Raw genomic sequence first — 21,449 nt, 5'->3', positions numbered from 1 at the left:
GAGGAGGTTTTAAATATGGAACAAACATCACTTCATGTAAACGGAATGTCTTGTGGTCACTGTATTCGGGCAATTGAAGAAAATGTTGGGGGACTAAAGGGCGTTGAAGCTGTAAAAGTGCATTTAGAATCTGGTAAAGTGGATGTTACGTTTGATTCAGCGAAAATAACAGTTAAAGACATTGTTGATGAGATTGAAGAACAGGGATATGATGTGGCTGGACAATGAATCTAATATACCTATACAGGGTATAAGGAGTGAATAATATGAAAGAAGCCACTCTTCAAATTACGGGGATGACCTGTGCGGCATGTGCTGCACGAATTGAAAAAGGGTTAAAAAGGCTTGATGGTGTTGAAGATGTTCATGTCAATTTTGCCTTGGAAACTGCAAAAGTCAATTATAATCCGGCACAGATTGAAGTCAACCAATTAACTGAAAAGATTGAAGCTCTTGGCTATCAAGTAGCAACAGAAAAAACGGAGTTTGCCATTAAAGGGATGACCTGTGCGGCTTGTGCAAACCGAATTGAAAAAAGGTTATCTAAACAATCCGGTGTCAAAAGCGCTCCGGTTAATTTTACTCTTGAAACGGTAACGGTTGAGTACTATCCAAGTGTTACAACAATAGATGATTTAAAGCAGGTAGTGGACAACTTGGGCTATCAGCTGGAATTAAAAGAGGATAGAAACCGGGATCAGGGAGCGGAACAAAGAGAAAAAGATATTCATAAGCAGCAGAGAAAATTCATTTTTTCTGCTATTTTATCGTTTCCATTGCTGTGGGCCATGGTCAGCCATTTCAAGTTCACATCATTTATCTGGGTGCCGGACCTATTTATGAATCCGTGGATTCAACTTGCCTTAGCTACACCTGTTCAGTTTATTGTCGGAAAACAGTTTTACATCGGTGCGTACAAAGCGTTGCGGAATAAAAGTGCGAACATGGATGTCTTGGTGGCGCTTGGAACATCAGCCGCCTATTTTTATAGCCTTTATATTAGTATTGAAAGTCTGATGACAAAACACCATGTCATCGGTCTTTATTATGAAACAAGTGCGATTTTGCTGACATTGATTATTTTAGGAAAGCTGTTTGAAGCTAAGGCAAAAGGCCGCTCATCTGAAGCGATTAAAAAATTAATGGGTTTGCAGGCAAAAACAGCAATAGTCGTTAGAAACGGTGAAGAGATGACAGTTCCGATCGAAGAAGTGTTGGCCGGAGATATGATGTATGTCAAACCAGGAGAAAAAATTCCTACAGATGGCGAGATTGTAGAAGGGCGTTCAGCATTGGATGAATCGATGATCACCGGTGAAAGCATCCCTGTCGATAAAACCATTGGAGATATGGTTATTGGTGCGACAATCAATAAAAACGGGTTTTTAAAAATAAGAGCGGAAAAAGTAGGAAAAGAAACAGCTTTAGCACAAATTATAAAAGTAGTTGAGGAGGCGCAAGGTTCAAAAGCGCCGATTCAGCGCCTTGCAGATCGAATTTCAGGGGTGTTCGTACCGATTGTTGTTGCCATTGCCATCATCACATTTTTTATCTGGTATGCGCTCGTAACTCCCGGAGAATTCGGTACAGCGCTTGAAAAGATGATCGCTGTGCTTGTGATCGCATGTCCGTGTGCATTAGGACTAGCAACACCGACCTCGATTATGGCCGGTTCAGGACGAGCTGCTGAGTACGGAATTTTGTTTAAAGGCGGAGAGCATTTGGAGACGGCACATCGTTTAAACACGATTATTCTCGACAAAACGGGAACTGTTACACACGGAAAACCACAGCTGACAGATGTACAGCCTGCGTCATGGCTTAGTGAGACAGAATTTCTCAAAATAGCTGGTACAGCCGAAAAAAACTCCGAGCACCCACTTGCAGAAGCGATCGTAGACGGAATTAAACAGAGAGGGATTGACCTAATCGATGCTAGTCATTTTGAAGCTGTACCGGGATATGGAATTAAAGCTGTTGTCGAAGAAAAACAAGTCCTGATCGGTACGAGACGTTTGTTAGAACAGCATCAAGTTGATATTCAATCAATTTTGGGTCAAATGGATAAGCTTGAAAAACAAGGGAAAACAGCAATGCTTACAGCAATCGATGGGCGATTTGCGGGGTTAATAGCTGTGGCAGATACGATCAAAGCGACCTCTCAAAAAGCAATTAATCGACTGAAAGAGATGGGATTGGAAGTCGTCATGATCACGGGAGACAATAAACAAACAGCGGAAGCGATTGCGAAAGAAGCGGGGATAGACGAAGTGATCGCTGAAGTTCTCCCCGAAGGAAAAGCCGAAGAAGTGAAAAAACTTCAAGCGCGAGGTAAAAAAGTGGCTATGGTCGGTGACGGTATTAATGATGCTCCAGCATTGGCAGCCGCTGATATAGGGATGGCGATTGGAACCGGAACTGATGTTGCAATGGAAGCAGCAGATATTACATTAATCCGTGGTGACTTAAACAGTATTGCTGATGCAATCGTCATGAGCAAGCAGACCATCAAAAACATTAAGCAAAACCTTTTCTGGGCATTCGCTTATAATAGTATTGGGGTACCTGTAGCAGCGTTGGGCTTATTAGCCCCATGGGTAGCAGGTGCGGCTATGGCGTTCAGCTCAGTATCAGTTGTCCTGAATGCGCTCAGATTGCAAAAGGTGAAACTAAATTAAGACATGTAAAAGAAAGCTGGATACCTCCCGAGTCGGGAAGTTTTCAGCTTTTATTCTATTTTAATTGTGGTCGGTATTCATAAATAAAGGTGGTACTGTTATGAGCAACAAGCATAAAGATGACTTATACGATATATTTAAACATGTCAGTATGATGGACATCATTTTGTTCGTACCAATCGGGTTTTTATTTGTCTATCTTTCTGTAACCAATTTTATGAGTATCATTAGAAACTTAATGATAGTCATATTGTGTGGAATAGGATTTGCTGCGATCTATCATGTTGTGAAAGAGCTGATTTTCCAAAAAAACTAGCAGCTTATTTTTCAGAAGACCAGTTCAATTACGAAACGAGAAGCTCGTCGTACAGAATCGCTTAACATCTGATACATACCTGTTCAAAAAAACCTGTTGTACAATGGTACAACAGGTTTTGGCATTATTCAGCAAGTCCTTTATGGATTCGCTCAAGATTTTCTTCCATCATCTTATAATATGAATCTCCAGCTTCCCCTGGTTTACCAATAGAATCGGTGAATACTTTTCCTTTAATCGGTACGCCAGTTTCTGCTGACAGACTTTCCATGCTGCGCGGGTCAACACTTGTCTCTACAAATAAGGCGGGCACTTTCTTTTTCTTCACCGTATCAACAATTCTTTTCATTTGGCCGGGAGTGCCTTCATTTTCGGTATTAATTTCCCAAATATAGCGGGCATCTACATCATATGCTGATGCAAAATATTTAAAGGCGCCTTCACTTGTAACAAGGGTACGGCGTTCTTTCGGAATATCTTTAAAGCGGTTAACTGCTTCAGTATGAAGCTTTTGCAGTTTTTCAATATAGGCTTGTGTATTTTTTTCATAGTCTGCTTTATGATCTGGATCTTGTTTGATCAAGGCATCACGTGCGTTTTTTGCATATTGAATTCCGTTTTGGATATTGAGCCATGCATGTGGATCTTCTTCTGTTTCTTTTCCTTCAGAGGTGAGATGCTTTGCTTTAACCCCTTCACTTAACTTATAAACAGGGGCATCATCACCAGATTTTTCTGCCGTTTCAAGTAGCTTGTTAAACCAGCCGTTACCAGCTTCCAAGTTCAATCCGTTATAAAAGACAATATCAGCGTCAGCAGTCTTCTGGACGTCTTTTGGCAAGGGATCATGTTCATGCGGATCTTTGCCAACGGGGACGATACTGTATAGATCAATATGCTCTCCACCGACATGTTTGACGATGTCATAGAGAATTGAATAGGTTGTCACGACTTTTATTTTTCCGTTTTGCTTACTGTTCGTTTTTCCAGAACAGCCGGCAGCGATTAGAAGCAGAATGACAACAGCAAAAAAAACTAGTTTTCGTTTCATGTTGTTTCCCCCTAAATATTAATTGTGAAGTGCAGCTCTTTGTCTTCTAGATTTCAATGATCTCCAGAGTATGCCTTGTTTTGGTGAAAACATAAAAGCAAGACCAAATAGAATTGTTGTCACAAGTACAATCGCTGCTCCTGATGACAGATTGTACGTATAGCTTAATCCAAGTCCAATAACTGCAGACAATGCGCCAAAAAAAGCGGCCAGATAGATCATCACCCATAGCCGATCTGTTAATAAATAAGCGGTAGCGGCAGGTGTGATCAGCATAGCGACGACAAGGATAATCCCAACGGTCTGGAGTGATGCAACAGTGACCATAGTCAAAAGTGTCATCAAGAAATAATGAATTAACCGATTTGGTAAACCGGAAACGGCAGCCATTGTCGGATCAAATGAGCTCATTAAAAGTTCTTTATAAAACAAAACTACAGCTGTGAGAATAATGATTCCGATGACAAGGGTAATCCACATATCAGATGAACGAACAGCCAAAACATTACCGAACAAAATATGGTATAGGTCACTTGAGCTTTTAACAAGTGTGATCAGTATGATGCCGACTGCAAAAAAAGCGGTAAACACAATACCGATAGCTGAGTCATTTTTAATCCGACTGTTTTGGCTGACATAGCCGATACCAAGAGCAGTCAAAATGCCAGTCAAGACAGCACCGAAGAAAAAATTAATACCGAGTATATATGAAATCGCGACACCTGGAAGGACAGCGTGGGAGATCGCATCACCCATTAACGCCATCCCCCGTAAAATAATAAAGCAACCGATCACTCCGCAGATCACTCCTACCATGATTGAGGTGAACAACGATTTTTGTAAAAAAGAGTATTCCATTAAGCCGTTTAGAAATTCCATTAGATGGCCCCCCGTTTCATTTGCAAAAATGGAAGCTGAGATTCATAGGCTTGCATCATCACATCTGGCTTAAGAACGTCAGAGACCGAGCCTATTTGAATGAGCTCTTTATTCAACAACATTAATTCGTTGAAATAGCTGTCTGCTTTGCTTAAATCATGATGGACGACAAGAATCGTTTTCCCTTGACTGCGTAACTCTTGTAGTATGGCAACAATCATTTCTTCACTTGTGACATCAATACCGACAAATGGTTCATCAAGACAAAATAATGCTGCTTTTTGTGCAAGTGCCCGGGCAAGAAAAATGCGCTGTTGCTGTCCGCCTGACAATTCACCGATTTGTCGTTTATAGAAAGACTCCATTCCGACTTTTTCTAAACAGTGAAATGCCCAATCTTTATGATGTTTTTTTGGACGGCGAAGAAGGCCGAGTTCAGGAAAAGTTCCGAGAATGACCGTATCAAGAACATTGATGGGAAATGTCCAATCAATGTCATTTCGCTGAGGAACATATGCAATCTTTTTACGAATCTCTTTAAGCGGTTTTTCTAGTAGATGTATTTCGCCTTTATCTCGGGGGATCAACTCTAGGATTGCTTTTAAAAGTGTTGATTTACCAGCACCGTTCGGTCCGATAATCCCGTACATTTTCCCTTGGTCAATAGAAAAATTGATGTTGTGAAGAGCTTCTGATCCGTGATAAGAAACATACAAATCCTTTACTGTAATTGCGGGTTTCATAGTAATCAATAACCCCTTTCTAGCTCCAGTTTAAATTTAACTTAAATCCAAAATTTTTATATGAGTAATATTTTATTACCTAAAGACATTTTTTTGACCTAATGCAACTTTTATTGCATTCTAATATATTTTTCTCTTGTTGTAAAGTCTAAGATCCTCTGAAAAAACATGTAGAGTAAAATCATGAAAGGAGATGTGTTCTGTGTCGGGTAGCAGTTTCATAACTGATGCTATTGAGCAACAAACTCATATCAAGGTCTCGCTGTTAACCATTACTTTGCCGTCATTGTTGCCATAACTACAGGACAAACATAAAAATATATTTCTCAGAGAACATGTTTGTTCATTTAATAGATAAGCTAAGGATGTTTAGTAATCATTTTCAATATGCCAAATTTTGATTTTGATAAAGAGAAAACGGGAATATTTGAATATGTGATTGACACCTATTTCATCTGGTGCATATAATAAAGGAGAAGTATATATGCATACATGCTCATATAAGAAAAAAGAAGCCAGCCCTGGATAGGAAGGTGAAGCAAGATGGAAAAAATGAAACAGGAATATATTTTGAACGGCCTTGACTGTGGGAATTGCGCTCGGAAAATTGAAAACGAAATTGCTAGTATGAAAGACATCGACATGTGTTCAGTCAACTTTGCGACAAGCACCTTGACTGTAACATTTAATAAGTCTAGAAGCCAAACCATACCTTCAGACATTAACAAAAAAATCAAAACCATTGAACCACATATTAAAGTGGCGCAGAAAGAGACGGCATCCCACGAACAACAAGTCGATCATCGTTCTAAAAAGATGGTTGGTAGACTAACTGTAGGGACTATTCTTGGGGTATGCGGTTTCCTGATTTCTGCAAATGAAATTTGGGAATTGATGTTGTTTTTCTTAGCTTATTTGATCATAGGCGGTGATGTCGTATATCGAGCAATCAAAAACATTTTTCACGGTCGTGTTTTTGATGAGCATTTTTTAATGACGATCGCAACAGCTGGTGCATTTATCATTCAGCAGTACCCAGAAGGGGTCGCAGTTATGCTGTTTTATCAGATAGGAGAGCTGTTTCAGGGAGCCGCAGTCAATCGTTCACGAAAATCAATCAGCGAGTTGATGGATATTCGTCCTGATTATGCCAATTTGAAAACGACACATGAAACCGTTAAAGTAGCGCCTGAAAAGGTTCAAACAGGTGATGTGATTGTCATCAAGCCAGGCGAGAAGATTCCATTAGATGGACGGGTTTTAGACGGGAAATCACTCGTTGATACATCAGCATTAACAGGAGAATCTGTTCCAAGGGAAGCCGCACCTGGAAAAGAAGTCATGAGCGGATTTATTAATAAAAACGGTGTGCTTGAAGTCGAAGTCACCAAAGAATATCATGAATCAACCGTTTCAAAAATTCTTGACTTAGTTGAAAATGCCAGCAACAGAAAAGCAAAGACAGAAAATTTCATAACGAAATTTGCTAAATATTATACACCTTTTGTGGTGATGACTGCTCTTCTTCTAGCATTTGTCCCACCGTTTATAATTGAGGGAGCTACTGTTTCAGACTGGGTTTACCGGGCACTTGTCTTTTTAGTGATATCTTGTCCATGTGCTCTTGTCGTCTCCATTCCATTAGGGTTTTTCGGGGGGATCGGAGCTGCATCAAAAGCCGGTATACTTGTCAAAGGCAGCAATTATTTAGAGGCACTGAACGATGTGAAATACGCTGTTTTTGATAAAACAGGAACATTGACAAAAGGCCAATTTGCGGTTGTCAAACTCGTACCTGCTCATCAAGGAATCAAAGAGGAAAAACTGCTTGAATATGCGGTACTTGCTGAATATCACTCAGCACATCCGATTGCCGAATCGATTCGTGAAGCATATGGAAAACCGGTAAGTGCAGAAGACATCAGCGATTACAATGAATTATCAGGTTTAGGAATTCAGGCTGTTGTAAATGGAAAACAGATATTGGCTGGAAACGCCAAACTAATGAAGAAAGAAAACATTTTCTATCAAGAAGAAAAAGGAATTGGGACTGTTATTTATGTAGCGGTTGATCAGAAGTTTATCGGATCGATTTTAATTGCAGATGATCTAAAAGAAGATGCAAAACTGGCAATTTCAGCTTTAAAAAAAGCCGGAGTGAAAAAAACGGTCATGTTGACAGGTGATGCAAAAGAAGTGGGCAAAGCCGTCGGAGCGGCACTTGCCATCGATGAAGTGCATGCGGAACTTCTTCCACAACATAAAGTGGACCGCATTGAAGAACTTGCTAATCAAAAGCTTCCCCGAGAAAAACTACTGTTTGCTGGTGATGGAATCAATGACACACCTGTATTAGCAAGGGCTGATATTGGGATTGCGATGGGGGGACTTGGTTCAGATGCAGCTGTGGAAGCCGCCGATATTGTGATCATGACAGATCAGCCGTCAAAAATTGCTGAAGCGATTCAGATTGCCAAACGAACAAAGTCAATCGTCTGGCAAAATATTTTCTTTGCACTCGGCATCAAAGGTATTTTCCTTCTATTAGGTGCTTTTGGTATTGCAACAATGTGGGAAGCGGTATTTTCAGATGTCGGTGTTACACTTTTGGCAGTTTTAAATGCGATGCGGGTATTAAATATTAAGGGAAAATAATGGTATGCAACTGGAAAAATTTATTTTTCTGTCTTCACGAAGACAGATTGTCTTGTTAAAATAAAAGTGATTAAAGAATAATGAGGTGTCTATGTGAAAAAAAACCAGAAATCACCAATGAGATTGATCGTGATTTTAACAATTATTGTCGTGTTTTTGGTCGGTGCATTGATTGTGATTAACCAACAATTTAAAAATGACCAACAAACATTTGATGATAAGCAGTTAACAGAAAATCAAAGTCAACCGCTCATTGGCAAAAAGGATGCAGCTGTAAAGATTATTGAATTCGGAGATTATAAATGCCCGCCTTGTAAAGAATGGAGCAAAACCATATTTCCGAAATTAAAAAAGGATTATATTGATAAAGGAAAGGCCAATTTTTCATATATTAATCTTGTTAATAAGCAGCATGGTCTTGGCTCTGAATTAAGCGCTCTAGCATCTGAACAAGTATGGAAAGAAGACCCTGATTCCTTTTTGGCTTTCCATGAAGCTTTATATCATGCACAGCCTGACGGGGATGATATGAAAACGGAGTGGGCGACACCGGCAAAGTTGGCTGAAATCGTTGAAGCCAATACAAAAATTAAAGGAGACAAGCTTATTAAAAGCTTAAAAGACAAGGCCTATTCAAAACAGGTAGCAGCCGATGAATCGATTATAGTGAAGAACAATGTTGATTCAACACCGACGATCGTGATAAACGGTGTAAAAATGAAAGAACCTTTTAATTATGACCAACTAAAAGAAACGATTGACAAAGAACTTAAAGGTAAAAAGGCAGATGAAAAATAAACAGCTCTGGCTGTACGGTGCCTGGATCGTTTCGTTAACAGCGACAATTGGTAGCCTCTACTTCAGTGAAATTCGTCGGTTCATTCCTTGTGAACTATGTTGGTATCAGCGGATCATGATGTATCCGCTGGTACTGATTCTTGGAATTGCAACATTTCAAGGGGATGTGCGTGTTAAAAAGTATGTGATCCCGCTGGCGGTCGTTGGTACAGTCATTTCCCTAACACACTACTTGCAACAGAAACTTCCATGGTTTAGCGGCATTAAACCATGTGTCACCGGAGTGCCTTGCACAGGGCAATACGTCAATTGGTTCGGTTTTATGACGATTCCGTTTCTTGCTCTTACTGCCTTTATTTTGATTATCATTTGTCTGTGTTTTGTGAATGAAAAAGGAAAATAAAGCATAAGTGGAGGCTGATCAATGAATGATCATTCGGAACATGGAAAAACGGGATATCCCTCAAGTTCAAAAAGTAGCAAAAGTGAGCTGGCATCACACATATGAAGGGATTATTCCTTTAGACATTCAAAATAAATTTTTGCAATCGGCATATAGCGATGAACGTATGCAAAGACGGAAGAAATATTCATTGATCCTTGTTTCAGAAATAGAGGGAAAAATCGTCGGGTTCAGCAACTTTTCTTTTGTTAATGATGAAGGGAAAGCTGGACTTGTAGCAATTTATATCTATCCTGATGATCAGGGAAAAGGAATTGGGACAGCTTTGTTAGAAGAGGGGATCAAGCAGCTTCAAGGTGTCAAAAAGGTATTGGTCCATGTTGAAAAAGACAATCAGGTTGGAAAGTATTTTTACAAGGCAAAAGGCTTCGCGGAAGAATCTGAATTTACGAAAGATTTTGAAGACCATAGCCTCGAAACGATCAGAATGGTTCTAGACATATAATCTATCGTCTACTTTGTCAATTGGACATAGTAATATAATAAGACAGCCATGATGAGTGTTGTCAAAATTGAAACGAGCTTTTTTAGCATTTCAAGGTACTCCCTTCCATCATTACTCTTTTCAATCATATCGGAGTGACAAGCTTGTTTTTTAATCCCAACCATTTTTTCTCACAATCTGGAAAGATATTTTTCATTTTTTCAGCTTGATTTATAAACGAGGCTCATTATAAAATCAAAAAGATTGAACATGAGTATGGAGGACAACATAGATGGCTTGGGAAGTGCTGAGTATCATTGGAACGATCGCTTTTGCAATCAGCGGTGCGATTGTTGCAATGGAAGAAGAGTATGATATTTTGGGAGTTTATATATTAGGAATTGTTACAGCGTTTGGCGGAGGGGCAATTAGGAATCTTTTAATCGGTGTGCCGGTATCTGCTTTATGGGAACAAGGGGATCTTTTTCTGATTGCCTTAGTTTCAGTGACCATTGTCTTCTTGTTTCCCATGCTATTGTTAAAGCACTGGAATGTTTGGGGGAGTTTTTCCGATGCGATCGGTTTATCTGCCTTTGCTATCCAAGGAGCACTATATGCTGTTCATATGAACCATCCGATTAGTGCGGTAATTGTAGCCGCCGTTTTGACAGGAAGCGGTGGGGGAATGATTAGAGATCTCTTGGCTGGACGTAAACCACTTGTCCTTAAAACGGAGATTTACGCCGTTTGGGCTGCTTTAGGCGGTTTGATTATCGGCCTTGGCTGGGCTGAGAAATCTATTACATTATATATGCTTTTTGCCATCCTTGTGGTGTGCCGAGTTTGTTCTTATATGTTTAACTGGAAATTGCCGAACCGTTCAATTCGGTCAAATAGCTGAATGAGAAAAAAGCCGATCCTTCAAGCTGAAAGATCGGCTTTTTTGCGTTGTATAACGCATGAGTTTATGGTAAGATAAAGATTGCTTTAACATTAAAATAGTTTTTTTATAAAGATATCCAATTGTATTGTATCATCAATCATTTTCTTTGTCAAATCTTTTTAAAGGAGTGAATGACATGCCGGAAATTGATCGAGAATGGCTTGAAGAAGAAAACCGAGTCAAAATGGTGTTAAAAGAATTGGACAAAAAACTTCAATCTCTAAAGGAAAAGACCGGTGGATTAAAACATGACATCATTGATTTAAGAAAAAACTTCTGGGATGATGTCACACTGAATTTAGCCGATGAAAATGAAGCGGTTGAAACCTTTACAAGTATTAAACAGCAGGCAGAGCTTTTATCAGAAAGAGAAAGAAGTCATAAACAATTTTATAGCCAAGTAAAAAAGCTTTTAAAAATAAAAGAATCTCCTTACTTTGGACGTATCGATTTTTTAGAAGAAGGCACTGAAAAAACCGAATCTATTTATATTGGACTTAGTTCATTGATGGATGAAAAAGAAGAACGTTTTTTGATTTATGATTGGCGGGCACCGATCTCCAGTTTGTATTACAATTATGTCCCTGGACCGGCTGAGTATGAAGTTCCTGAAGAAACGATTTATGGAACGATCGAGTTGAAACGACAGTTTCTTATGAAGGCCGGTCGGTTGAAAGCGATGTTTAATACAGATATGGCAATTGGAGACGAACTTTTACAGGAAGTGTTAGGGAATCAGGCTAATATTCAGATGAAAAGTATTGTCGCAACGATTCAAAAAGAACAAAATCAGATTATCCGAGATGAAAAAAGCCATTATTTAATTGTGCAAGGGGCGGCAGGCAGCGGAAAAACCTCGGCAGCACTTCAGCGTGCCGCTTATTTGTTGTATCGAGGACGTGGAAAAATAGCAGCAGATCAAATGCTGTTGTTTTCCCCGAACCTTCTGTTTAACAGTTATGTTGCCAATGTTCTACCTGAGCTTGGTGAGGAAAACATTCAACAGACAACATTTCAGGAATATTTAGAGAAACAACTTGGAAAGCAGGTAATATGTGAAAATCCGTTTCAACAGTTGGAAGATTGTTTGACAGCTTCAGAAAATAAAAACGATCACAAGCGATTGACATCAATTGAATTTAAATCAAGTCTGGCATTTAAAACTTTTATTGATGATTATCTCATCTTTTTAGGGAATGGGAATTTACTATTTAAAAAATTGACATTTCGAGGGAAAAAAATGGTCACAGTTGAAAAGATCTCTACTTTCTTTCAATCACTTGATGTTTCAAGATCGCTTCCATATCGGATCGAACAAACGGCAAAATGGCTTTTACAATTATTAAAAGAGCAAGAAAAACAGGAAAGAAAAAAAGATTGGGTTATTGAAGAAATCGAGCTTTTGGATAAAGAGGATTATTTGAAAGCCTATAAACATCTTCAGGAAGAACAGCAGTTTGCGGAAAACACATTTGATGATTATGAAAGAGAACAAAAACTGCTCTCTAAGATGATTGTCAAACAAAAGTTTAAACCGCTAAAACAGGCGGTAAAGACCTTGAATTTTATCGATTTTAAAAGAGTTTACTTACAGCTTTTTTCAGATTGGGCTCCTTCAGCTCTCAAAAGGGATGAGTGGGAACGTATTTGCTCATACACGAAAAAAACGTTTTGCTTCAACCAGTTGCTTTATGAAGATGCTGTACCATTTCTTTATTTGAAAAATCAGTTGAAAGACGGGGAAAAAAATACGCTGATTCGTCATTTATTTATTGATGAAGCACAAGATTATTCACCTTTTCAATTTGCTTTTCTCAAAAGTCTGTTTCCTTCAAGTAAAATGACGATTTTGGGTGATGTAAACCAAGCCATCCTCGCCCATACACTTCGTGAAAAAACACTTCATTCGAAAGATATAAATGAGGTCGAGAAAACAAAGATCGTTCAATTAAGGCGGAGCTACAGGTCGACAAAAGAGATCGTCGAATTTACAAAGCGGCTTATTAATGGAGGCGATGAGATCGAACCCTTTAACCGAAGTGGTACAAAGCCAACATTGACCATTTCAAACCATGTCTCAGTACACCGAAACAAGATCGTTTCGCAAATCACCAATTTGCAAAAAAATGGGCAGAAGACCATCGCTGTTATATGTAAAACGGTGCAAGAATGTCATGAGGCAGCAAACCAGTTGGAGAAGCACATAACTCTCAAACTCATTGATAAAGAAACACGCATTTTCCAATCGGGTGTGTTGGTCATCCCTGTCTATCTAGCAAAAGGGATCGAGTTTGATGCCGTCATCATCTATGACGGATCGAAAAAACAATATGGGCGTGAAACGGAACGGAATCTGTTTTATACAGCCTGTACAAGAGCGATGCATGAACTCCACCTTTTTTCGTGTGGTGAAGCAAGCCCATTTTTAAAAGATATTCCAAATGAGATGTATTCAAGAAGAGAGTGAATGGCTTACTCTCTTCTCCAATCATATGTATCTGAACGTACATCAAGCACTCTATTATTGATGGACACATGTTTGTTGTCTTTCCAGATGATGTTCGCTGCTTGTTCTCTGTAGCCCCAATAAATATTTTTTCGTTTATTGCTTGAGACATTTAGCAATTCGCCTCTGATTGAATAAGCGACAGTTGCTCCGCCTTTATTGACTAGATAGATGTTTAGTTTATATTGTTGATTTGGAGAAGTCGAAGATTGAATCCATTTGCCCTCTGGCAAATGACCCATTGAATAGAAATGGGTATATACGATATAGCTGATGAGAACAGCAACTGTAAGTAAAATGGCTAAAACAATAAATAGTATTTTTCGGTGAATGCTTTTTTTAAACTCTCCTAATTCAGGATCTTTCCAATTCTTATTTGACATGAAGCTATCTCCCTCCCTTTTTAAAATATTTTCAGTTTTGTTAGTTAAAAAGAGAAGACGCAGGAACGTTTATTATGGTTATGATGATAGCACAAGTTTTTTGCAGACTTGGCTGTTACCGACCGATTTTTAAAGTAGGTATCATCAGCTACTTTCTTCAGAGGTGAAACAAAAGACAATAGCACTGTATTGTTTGGCATTGTTTTCACGATCCATTCTCTTTCGACAACCTCCAAAAGAGAGTGAACTTTCAACAGTTTTTTGAAAACCCCCGCAAGGTCATGTCTTAATGTTCTCATTTGAGTTGCTTTCGATCTTGGACTCATTTATTATTCAATTAAAGACTAAAAACACATCAAAAGGAGTCAAAATCATGAAATATTATGGTGCAATTGAGGCAGGGGGCACAAAATTTGTTTGTGCAATTGGAACAGAGACAGGTGAAATGATTGACAGACTGACGATTCCGACGGAAACACCTGAGGAGACGATTGGCAGGCTGATTCCTTTTTTTGAAAAACATAAGCTTGAGTCATTAGGTGTTGGTTCGTTTGGCCCGATATCTGTAGATAAGGAAAGCGCTGACTATGGTTACATAACAAATACACCAAAATTAGCATGGAAGAACTATCCGTTTATTCCTGAACTGGAAAAAAGGCTTGGCATTCCTGTCTCTTTTACAACAGATGTGAATGCAGCAGCTCTTGGAGAAATCAAAAAAGGAGCGGCAAAGGGATTAAATAGCTGTTTATATATTACAGTTGGAACAGGGATAGGTGCCGGAGCGATTGTTGGTGGCGAACTGGTTCAAGGTGTGACACATCCTGAAATGGGTCATGTTTTAATTAGACGGCATGAACGTGATTCATTTAAAGGTAACTGCCCTTATCATGGGGAGTGTCTTGAAGGGATGGCGGCAGGTCCAGCGATTGAGAAGCGTTGGGGAAAACAAGGTAAAGATTTGGCGGATGTTCAAGAGGTATGGGAACTTGAAGCTGATTATTTAGCTCAAGGGCTCATGCAATATATTTTAATTTTGTGCCCAGAAAAAATTATTATGGGTGGAGGGGTTATGAAGCAACAGCACTTATTTCCGCTCATTCGTGAAAAACTCACAACATATTTAAATGGATACCTCGATCTTCCTGATCTTGAACAATACATTGTCTCACCAGGTCTTGGAGATGACGCTGGTATTACAGGGGCGCTAATTTTGGCACAAACAGCCAAATAAATCTTTAATAAAGGTGGTTGTTCAAATGGTTAGCAGTTTGCAGGATACTGTCGAATTACATAATGGTGTGAAAATGCCTTGGTTTGGTCTGGGTGTTTTTAAAGTAGAAGAGGGCTCGGAAGTGATTGAATCTGTAAAAGCCGCCATTAAAAATGGGTGTCGGAGCATTGACACGGCTGCCATTTACCAAAATGAAGAAGGTGTTGGCAAGGGAATTAAAGAGTCAGGCATTCCCCGTGAACAACTTTTCATCACTTCAAAAGTATGGAACAGTGATCAAGGATATGAAAAAACATTGGCCGCTTTTGATGAAAGCCTAAGAAAGCTTGGGTGTGACTATCTTGATTTATATTTAATTCATTGGCCGGGGAAGGATAAATATAAGGAGACATGGCGTGCCTTAGAGAAACTTTATAAAGACGGCAGAGTCAGAGCCATCGGTGTTAGTAATTTTAATGTCCACCATTTAGAAAGTTTATTGGAAGATGCGGAAATCAAACCGATGGTCAACCAGGTCGAATTTCATCCGAGATTGACCCAGCTTGAATTAAGAAGTTATTGTAAAAAGCATGGAATTCAAGTGGAAGCTTGGTCTCCTTTAATGCGCGGAAAACTACTCGATCATGAAGTGCTGTCTAAAATCGCTCATCAATACAATAAATCTGTTGCACAAGTCATTTTACGCTGGGATTTACAAAACGAAGTCATTACGATCCCGAAATCAATTAAAGAGCCAAGAATTATTGAAAATGCGGATATTTTTGACTTTGAATTATCAAAGGGTGATATGGAAAAGATCAATGCACTTAACAAAAATGAGCGTGTAGGTTCAGATCCTGATACGATGATGAAAGACTTTGAATAAAACATACCTAGGCTAAAACTAGAAAAAAGGGCTGTCCAGTAGTTGGAAGCCCTTTTTATGTTGAACAAACACTGGCATCATGATTTTAACAATCAAGAATTCTTATCAAAAGCCAAATGATTTTTCGGTTGTTCTCTCCTCCGTTGCTTTCGTTTAATAAAAAATGAAAGAATTAAACCAAGACCGGCTAAACCAGCGGCAGCCATAAAAGCTAAATTTACTCCATGGATCATCGCTGTTTCAGACCTTGGCCCTGCTGGATCGGTCAGAGCCCGCTGTGTCATAATCGTAATCAAAATAGCTGTCCCGATTGATCCTGCCATTTGCCTCATCGTATTGTTCATTGCCGTTCCGTGTGGAATTAAGTGGCGGGGAAGCTGATTAAGCCCTGCAGTGGTAACAGGCATTAACACCATTCCCATTCCAATCATTCGAATTGCATAAACGATAGACAAATAAGCAAAAGGTGTCGATTGTGAAAGTTGGCTTAATAACAATGTTGTGATAAAGATCGCTGTCAATCCTGTGATACTTAAAATCCGTGCGCCAATTTTATCGAAAATTCTTCCGGTGATCGGTGACATTAAACCCATCGCAACAGCTCCGGGAAAAAGCATTTTGCCTGATTCCATTGCAGAAAAATGTCGCATATCTTGCATATAGATTGGAATAATAGTAGCCGCTCCGATCATCGCCATAAAAACGACCATTCCAATCATTGTTGCAAGGGTAAACATCGGGTATTTGAATACCCTGAATTCTAATATCGGCTCTTCTAGGCGAAGCTGTCTTCTAATAAACCAAACGAGTGCCACACTACCAAAGGCAAAGCTAGCTAACACATCAAAGCTGGTCCATCCATCAACACCTGCACTACCGAAACCGAACAAAATGCCCCCAAACCCTAATGAAGAAAGAATAATGGATGGCGTATCTAGCTTTGGTGATGTTTGTTCTGTTACATTTTTTAAAATAAAATAGGCCACAATCATATCTATCACTGCAAAAGGTAGTAATAGGTAAAACAAGACTTCCCATGGATAATGGTCAACTACCCAGCCTGATAAAGTCGGTCCGAGTGCCGGAGCAAATGCAATCACAAGCCCGACCATCCCCATTGCTGAACCGCGTTTTTCTTTTGGGAAAATCAAAAGAAGAACGGTTTGCATAAGCGGCATCATAATCCCTGCTCCAGCTGCCTGAACGATTCGTCCGACAATTAAAACTGGAAAGCTCACTGACAAAGCGCAGATTAATGTTCCAGTACTGAATAAACCCATCGCTGTCATAAATAATTTTCTCGTCGTAAATTTTTCAATTAAAAAGGCCGTCACTGGAATCATAATCCCATTAACAAGCATAAAAATCGTTGTCAACCATTGAGCTAGATTCGGAGTAATCTGTAAATCTCTCATTATAGGTGGAATGGCGGTTGTTAACAGAGTCTGATTTAAAATCGCAATAAAAGTTCCAGTAATCAGAACAGCAACAATCGGCAATTTATTTGTTGTTTGTTTCATTTTAAAACCTTCTTCATTAAAATTTTAATATCACTTGATGAAATAATCGAGACCCGAAATAAAATGCAAGTCGTGTGGGGAACAAAGGTTTTAAAACCCCATGCTACCCACAAAACTATCTTTCAGATGAATTATTTTTGATAAAACCTTAGTAAGTCCCCATTAATAATCTGATCTGATAAGGAAAGTTCTTCATTCGCCTTTTCTCTCCAATAGCTGATTGCGTTATTGGTATTTACAATAGCTCCGGTTTTTTGATTGTAACACGTATTTTTTGTATAGACGTAGTCATCTGTAATAAAGTTTCCATTTCTTAGAGCGACAAAAGGTTTTCTTTCATTAGAAAAAAGATCATGACCAAAATGAATCATTCCTTTTGTATCAATTCCCAGTAAATGAAGCAATGTCGGCTTGACATCGATTTGTCCGCTTGTTTCGGAAATGATTCGCGGTTTTTTATCTGTAATACCCGGAATGTGAATGATCAATGGAACTCGCTGAAGCTGAATCGTGTCATATGGTGTCATTTCTGCTTTTCCCAAAAGTTGACCTAGCGCTTCTTGATGTGCTTCAGAAATACCATAGTGGTCCCCCATAAAAACAATCACCGAATCATCATAAAGTCCGTTTTGTTTCAGTTCTTCAATAAAATGTTTTAACGATTCATCTTGGTAACGAACTGTTGTCACATAACGGTTTAATACTTCACTTTCTGAATGATATTCATCAATCAGTTTATCCTTGTCATCAATTTGAAATGGAAAGTGGTTGGTCAGTGTGATCAAGTTACTGTAAAACGGTTTTGGTAAATGTTTCATCATCTCCACAGATTGAGTTAAAAACTCTCGATCTTTCAGTCCCCAACCTGTTGATTGATCAGCTGTCACGTTAAAATGTGTGACATCGAAAAAACGGTCAATTCCAAGTGCTTTGTACATGACATCCCTGTTCCAGAACTTTTTGTTGTTGGCATGAAACACTGAGGTATTGTAATGATTTTTCGCCAATGTTTTGTGCAGGGAATGATACTGGTTCTCACTTTTTGTGAAAAAGACCGAGCCGCTTAAAGACGGGTAAAGCGAGTTGGCAATAATAAACTCGGAATCTGATGTTTTTCCTTGTTCAGTCTGCTGGTAAAAATGATCGAAATAATAACTCTGCTTGATAAACCGATTAAGAAACGGTGTGATTTCTTTTCCATTGACTTTTTGATGAATAACAAAGCTTTGCGTCGATTCAAGCGTAACGAAAATAACGTTGCGACCTTTGGCAATACCAAACATGTCTTTATTTGGCTTACTGTAATCTGAGTCTGTGTAGTTTTTAATCGTGGCCAAGTTATCTTCATCAGCAACCGCTTTTTGTGTTAAAAGAAATGTCTGTGAGATCCCATCAAGTAAGTGGAACGGGTATAAGCCAATATTTTTAACAAGGATTTCTCTGTCAAAAGAATAGGTTAACAATTTGGGCTGTTCAAACTCTGACAATGCGAGGTTAAAAAGCGCAATTCCAAAAGCAACCGTGTAATAGATCTTGATGGCTTTTGCCGATCGTTTTCCACCGGTTCTTTTAAAGGTTTTTGAAAGCCATAAGAGCAGACCTAAATCTAAAAAAAGAACGATATAAAGAGGATTGAACAGCTCTTGAAAACTGCTCCCAAGTCCACCGATGTTTTTTGCCTGAAACAGCACAGGAATCGTTATAAAATCAATATAGAAACCATAAAAGATGCTATTTGAGATGAGGATGCCTGTCAAAATAAAATTGGCTCCGATTAAAAACCGCCGCTGTGTTTTTTCGCGGAAAAAGAGGCTGATGCCAAATACGGGAATGAGAAAGCTGAGTGGGTTTATAAAGAGAATCAGCTCTTCTAGTCCATTGTTCATTTGTAAATGAAAGCCCAGTTTGTAAATGAAATACGTTTTCATCCACATGAAAAAAACAGAAAAGCACAAAAACCACTGCTTTTTAAAAAAATGTTCTTTCATTGGAAAATAGCTCCTCACATTAAAATCCAGCTTAAAGTTTAACCTACTAAAAAAACTTCCTCTGGCAAATATCACGCTATCATAAGTTCCTTGTCAAGGTGCAAATGACGTTGACTACATAATTAAAAACTATAACAGGAGTTGTAAAGGTCATCAAGAATCCGAATATTTGTTCTTATTTGATTATACTCACATGAGGCGTTAAATCGCAACATATCTGTCATTGAGCTTTTCCACCTGTTCCCTTTGACAGAATGCACATTCTTTGGTAATCTTCCATAAGTATATATATGAAAAAAATCCTCACTCTTAACTCTTAGTGAGGTAGAGGTTGCGCGGATGATGAGTCACATATGTGAGGTTGATGGAGCCTGTGATCATGTGTAAAAGGCATCAGCGCCGAAGCATAAAGAAGCCATTCCTTCTTTGTGCTGGGCCTGCATTGAAGAAGTGTAGGACTGCCGCGGGTTTCCCCGCGGAGGGCTATCCGGAGATCAAGAGTGTATGTTAATTTTAGCATGGACTGTTGTTCATGCTTTTTTATGTTTAGATCTCACGGTCTGGTCCGGCATATTTTAAAAATGCTCGGAGGTATTCTATTATGGAACAGACAAAAAAATGGGGCTTTTGGCTACTAACGGCATTCGTTGTCGGGAATATGATAGCTTCAGGAATATTTATGCTCCCAAGTACGCTTGCACAAAAGGCAAGTCCACTCGGCGTAACGATGGCTTGGTTGTTGACAGGCGGTGGTGTGTTAATGATTGCATTTGTATTCGGACATTTATCAATTCGCCGACCTGATCTTAAAGCAGGTCCACAAAGTTATGCTAGAGCTTTATTCACCGATCGAAAAAAAGGAAATGCAGCAGGTTTTACTGTTGTATGGGGCTACTGGTTGGCAAGTTGGATTAGCAATGTAGCAATCATCACTAGCCTTGCTGGTTATTTGACAACATTTCTACCCATTTTAACTGACGGACGCGAACTGTTTAAACTTGGAGAACGCTTTGTTACATTGGGACAGCTTATGACGTTCATCGTTTGTACAATCCTTCTGTGGGGGACCCATGCTATTCTTGTTACGAGTATAAATGGTGCTGGAAAGCTCAACTTTTTAACAACCTTTTCTAAAGTACTCGGATTTATTCTGTTTATTGTTGCAGGTCTATTTGTTTTTCAGACTTCATTTTTTGATTCATTTTATTTTCCAGTTGAAGTAGATGGAAAAACAACCGGACTCGGTGGTCAAGTGTACAATGCAGCCATTTCAACTTTATGGGCGTTTGTTGGGATTGAATCAGCTGTTATCTTATCAGGGCGCGCGGCTTCACAGCGTGATGTAAAACGAGCTACAATTACTGGACTTTTAATCGCTCTCAGCATTTATATGATTATTACTTTTATTACAATGGGAGTCTTATCACAGGAACAACTTGCCCAATCTAATAAACCGTTCGTTGATGTATTAAATGTCATTATTGGTAATACCGGAAGTGTTATTATGGCGATTCTTGCTATTATCTGTTTATTTGGTTCAATGCTCGGCTGGATCTTGGTCGGTTCTGAAGTTCCCCATCAGGCAGCGAAAGATGGTGACTTTCCTGTTTTCTTTGCAAAAACGAACAAGAAAGGTAGCCCTGTTAACTCACTAATTTTGACAAATCTAATGTCACAGTTGTTTATTTTTTCAGTGCTTTCAGGTACAATCAGTGATGCTTTTCAATTTTTAACGACATCGGCAACACTAGCTTATTTAGTTCCATATCTCATATCGGCTCTTTTTTCACTGAAATTGATTATTAAAGGTGAAACTTACGATCAAATGAAAGGTTCGAGGATAAAGGATGGTGTGATCGCTGTTCTTGCTTTAGTCTATTCAACATTTGTTATCTTAACAGGTGTCTCTGATATGAAAACATTTATCCTAGGTATTGGTCTATTTTTTGTCGGTCTGATGATTTATCCTTTTATTTATCGTAAATTTCATTCCTAACCTAAAA

18 protein-coding genes and 1 riboswitch are annotated in these 21,449 nt (G+C 38.9%); of the genes, 12 read left to right on the top strand and 6 right to left on the bottom strand.

The window, feature by feature from the left end; all coding sequences use genetic code 11:
* Positions 1–15 precede the first annotated feature (15 nt).
* From copZ to PDT38_RS08550, 3 genes are all read left to right on the top strand, one after another.
* The gene (gene copZ / locus PDT38_RS08560; RefSeq protein WP_270800537.1) at positions 16–228 is read left to right on the top strand and encodes a copper chaperone CopZ; all 213 of its coding nucleotides are present in this window, start codon (positions 16–18) and stop codon (positions 226–228) included.
* Between the two features lie 29 nt (positions 229–257).
* Entirely contained in the window at positions 258–2,678 is a 2,421-nt protein-coding gene (locus tag PDT38_RS08555; RefSeq protein ID WP_270800536.1) for a heavy metal translocating P-type ATPase, read from the top strand.
* 100 nt (positions 2,679–2,778) lie between these two features.
* Complete coding sequence (locus PDT38_RS08550; RefSeq protein WP_270800534.1) at positions 2,779–2,994, top strand: DUF6007 family protein; 216 nt, start codon at positions 2,779–2,781, stop codon at positions 2,992–2,994.
* A gap of 124 nt (positions 2,995–3,118) precedes the next feature.
* Here PDT38_RS08550 and PDT38_RS08545 read toward each other — a convergent pair whose 3' ends face one another.
* From PDT38_RS08545 to PDT38_RS08535, 3 genes are read right to left on the bottom strand one after another with little or no spacing between them, the layout of a single operon-like run.
* Complete coding sequence (locus tag PDT38_RS08545; protein ID WP_270800533.1) at positions 3,119–4,045, bottom strand: metal ABC transporter substrate-binding protein; 927 nt, start codon at positions 4,043–4,045, stop codon at positions 3,119–3,121.
* Between the two features lie 18 nt (positions 4,046–4,063).
* The gene (locus PDT38_RS08540; protein WP_270800532.1) at positions 4,064–4,924 is read right to left on the bottom strand and encodes a metal ABC transporter permease; all 861 of its coding nucleotides are present in this window, start codon (positions 4,922–4,924) and stop codon (positions 4,064–4,066) included.
* A complete protein-coding gene (locus PDT38_RS08535) occupies positions 4,924–5,667 on the bottom strand; it encodes a metal ABC transporter ATP-binding protein (protein ID WP_270800531.1) in 744 nt (247 codons plus the stop codon). Before PDT38_RS08535 ends, PDT38_RS08540 begins: the two co-directional genes overlap by 1 nt.
* 543 nt (positions 5,668–6,210) lie before the next feature.
* On the opposite strand from PDT38_RS08535, the gene PDT38_RS08530 reads away from it, so the two are divergent.
* The 6 genes from PDT38_RS08530 (at position 6,211) to helD (ending at position 13,417) form a co-directional block, all read left to right on the top strand.
* Entirely contained in the window at positions 6,211–8,322 is a 2,112-nt protein-coding gene (locus tag PDT38_RS08530; RefSeq protein ID WP_270800530.1) for a heavy metal translocating P-type ATPase, read from the top strand.
* 93 nt (positions 8,323–8,415) lie between these two features.
* Positions 8,416–9,120 (top strand): thioredoxin domain-containing protein, encoded by a 705-nt coding sequence (locus PDT38_RS08525; RefSeq protein ID WP_270800529.1) that lies wholly within the window; start codon positions 8,416–8,418, stop codon positions 9,118–9,120.
* Complete coding sequence (locus PDT38_RS08520; RefSeq protein WP_270800528.1) at positions 9,110–9,523, top strand: disulfide oxidoreductase; 414 nt, start codon at positions 9,110–9,112, stop codon at positions 9,521–9,523. The genes PDT38_RS08525 and PDT38_RS08520 overlap by 11 nt, the downstream gene beginning before the upstream one ends.
* Before the next feature lie 25 nt (positions 9,524–9,548).
* Positions 9,549–10,028, top strand: a complete 480-nt coding sequence (locus PDT38_RS08515; RefSeq protein WP_270800527.1) for a GNAT family N-acetyltransferase — start codon at positions 9,549–9,551, stop codon at positions 10,026–10,028.
* Positions 10,029–10,299: 271 nt separating this feature from the next.
* Positions 10,300–10,908, top strand: a complete 609-nt coding sequence (locus tag PDT38_RS08510; protein ID WP_270800526.1) for a trimeric intracellular cation channel family protein — start codon at positions 10,300–10,302, stop codon at positions 10,906–10,908.
* A 178-nt stretch (positions 10,909–11,086) separates the two neighbouring features.
* Positions 11,087–13,417 (top strand): RNA polymerase recycling motor HelD, encoded by a 2,331-nt coding sequence (gene helD / locus PDT38_RS08505; RefSeq protein ID WP_270800525.1) that lies wholly within the window; start codon positions 11,087–11,089, stop codon positions 13,415–13,417.
* A gap of 5 nt (positions 13,418–13,422) precedes the next feature.
* On the opposite strand, the gene PDT38_RS08500 is transcribed toward helD, so the two are convergent.
* Positions 13,423–13,839: a DUF5412 domain-containing protein gene (locus PDT38_RS08500; protein ID WP_270800524.1), complete on the bottom strand. Its 417-nt coding sequence runs from the start codon at positions 13,837–13,839 to the stop codon at positions 13,423–13,425.
* 373 nt (positions 13,840–14,212) lie between these two features.
* Here PDT38_RS08500 and PDT38_RS08495 point away from each other — a divergent pair, with 373 nt between their 5' ends.
* Positions 14,213–15,073, top strand: coding sequence for an ROK family protein (locus PDT38_RS08495; protein ID WP_270800523.1), 861 nt, complete (start codon positions 14,213–14,215; stop codon positions 15,071–15,073).
* Between the two features lie 25 nt (positions 15,074–15,098).
* A complete protein-coding gene (locus PDT38_RS08490) occupies positions 15,099–15,938 on the top strand; it encodes an aldo/keto reductase (protein WP_270800522.1) in 840 nt (279 codons plus the stop codon).
* A 92-nt stretch (positions 15,939–16,030) separates the two neighbouring features.
* Here PDT38_RS08490 and PDT38_RS08485 read toward each other — a convergent pair whose 3' ends face one another.
* Positions 16,031–17,458, bottom strand: coding sequence for an MDR family MFS transporter (locus PDT38_RS08485; RefSeq protein ID WP_270800520.1), 1,428 nt, complete (start codon positions 17,456–17,458; stop codon positions 16,031–16,033).
* A 131-nt stretch (positions 17,459–17,589) separates the two neighbouring features.
* Positions 17,590–19,446 (bottom strand): LTA synthase family protein, encoded by a 1,857-nt coding sequence (locus tag PDT38_RS08480; protein ID WP_270800518.1) that lies wholly within the window; start codon positions 19,444–19,446, stop codon positions 17,590–17,592.
* A 317-nt stretch (positions 19,447–19,763) separates the two neighbouring features.
* A riboswitch (Lysine riboswitch) is annotated at positions 19,764–19,940 on the top strand.
* A 107-nt stretch (positions 19,941–20,047) separates the two neighbouring features.
* On the opposite strand from PDT38_RS08480, the gene PDT38_RS08475 reads away from it, so the two are divergent.
* Positions 20,048–21,442 (top strand): amino acid permease, encoded by a 1,395-nt coding sequence (locus tag PDT38_RS08475; RefSeq protein WP_270800517.1) that lies wholly within the window; start codon positions 20,048–20,050, stop codon positions 21,440–21,442.
* Positions 21,443–21,449 lie beyond the last annotated feature (7 nt).

Origin of the sequence: Bacillus changyiensis (assembly GCF_027706145.1) — a bacterium.
GTDB lineage: Bacteria > Bacillota > Bacilli > Bacillales > Bacillaceae > Bacillus > Bacillus changyiensis.
Note: the sequence above shows the minus strand (reverse complement) of the source record. Positions and strands in the feature narration are given on the sequence as shown.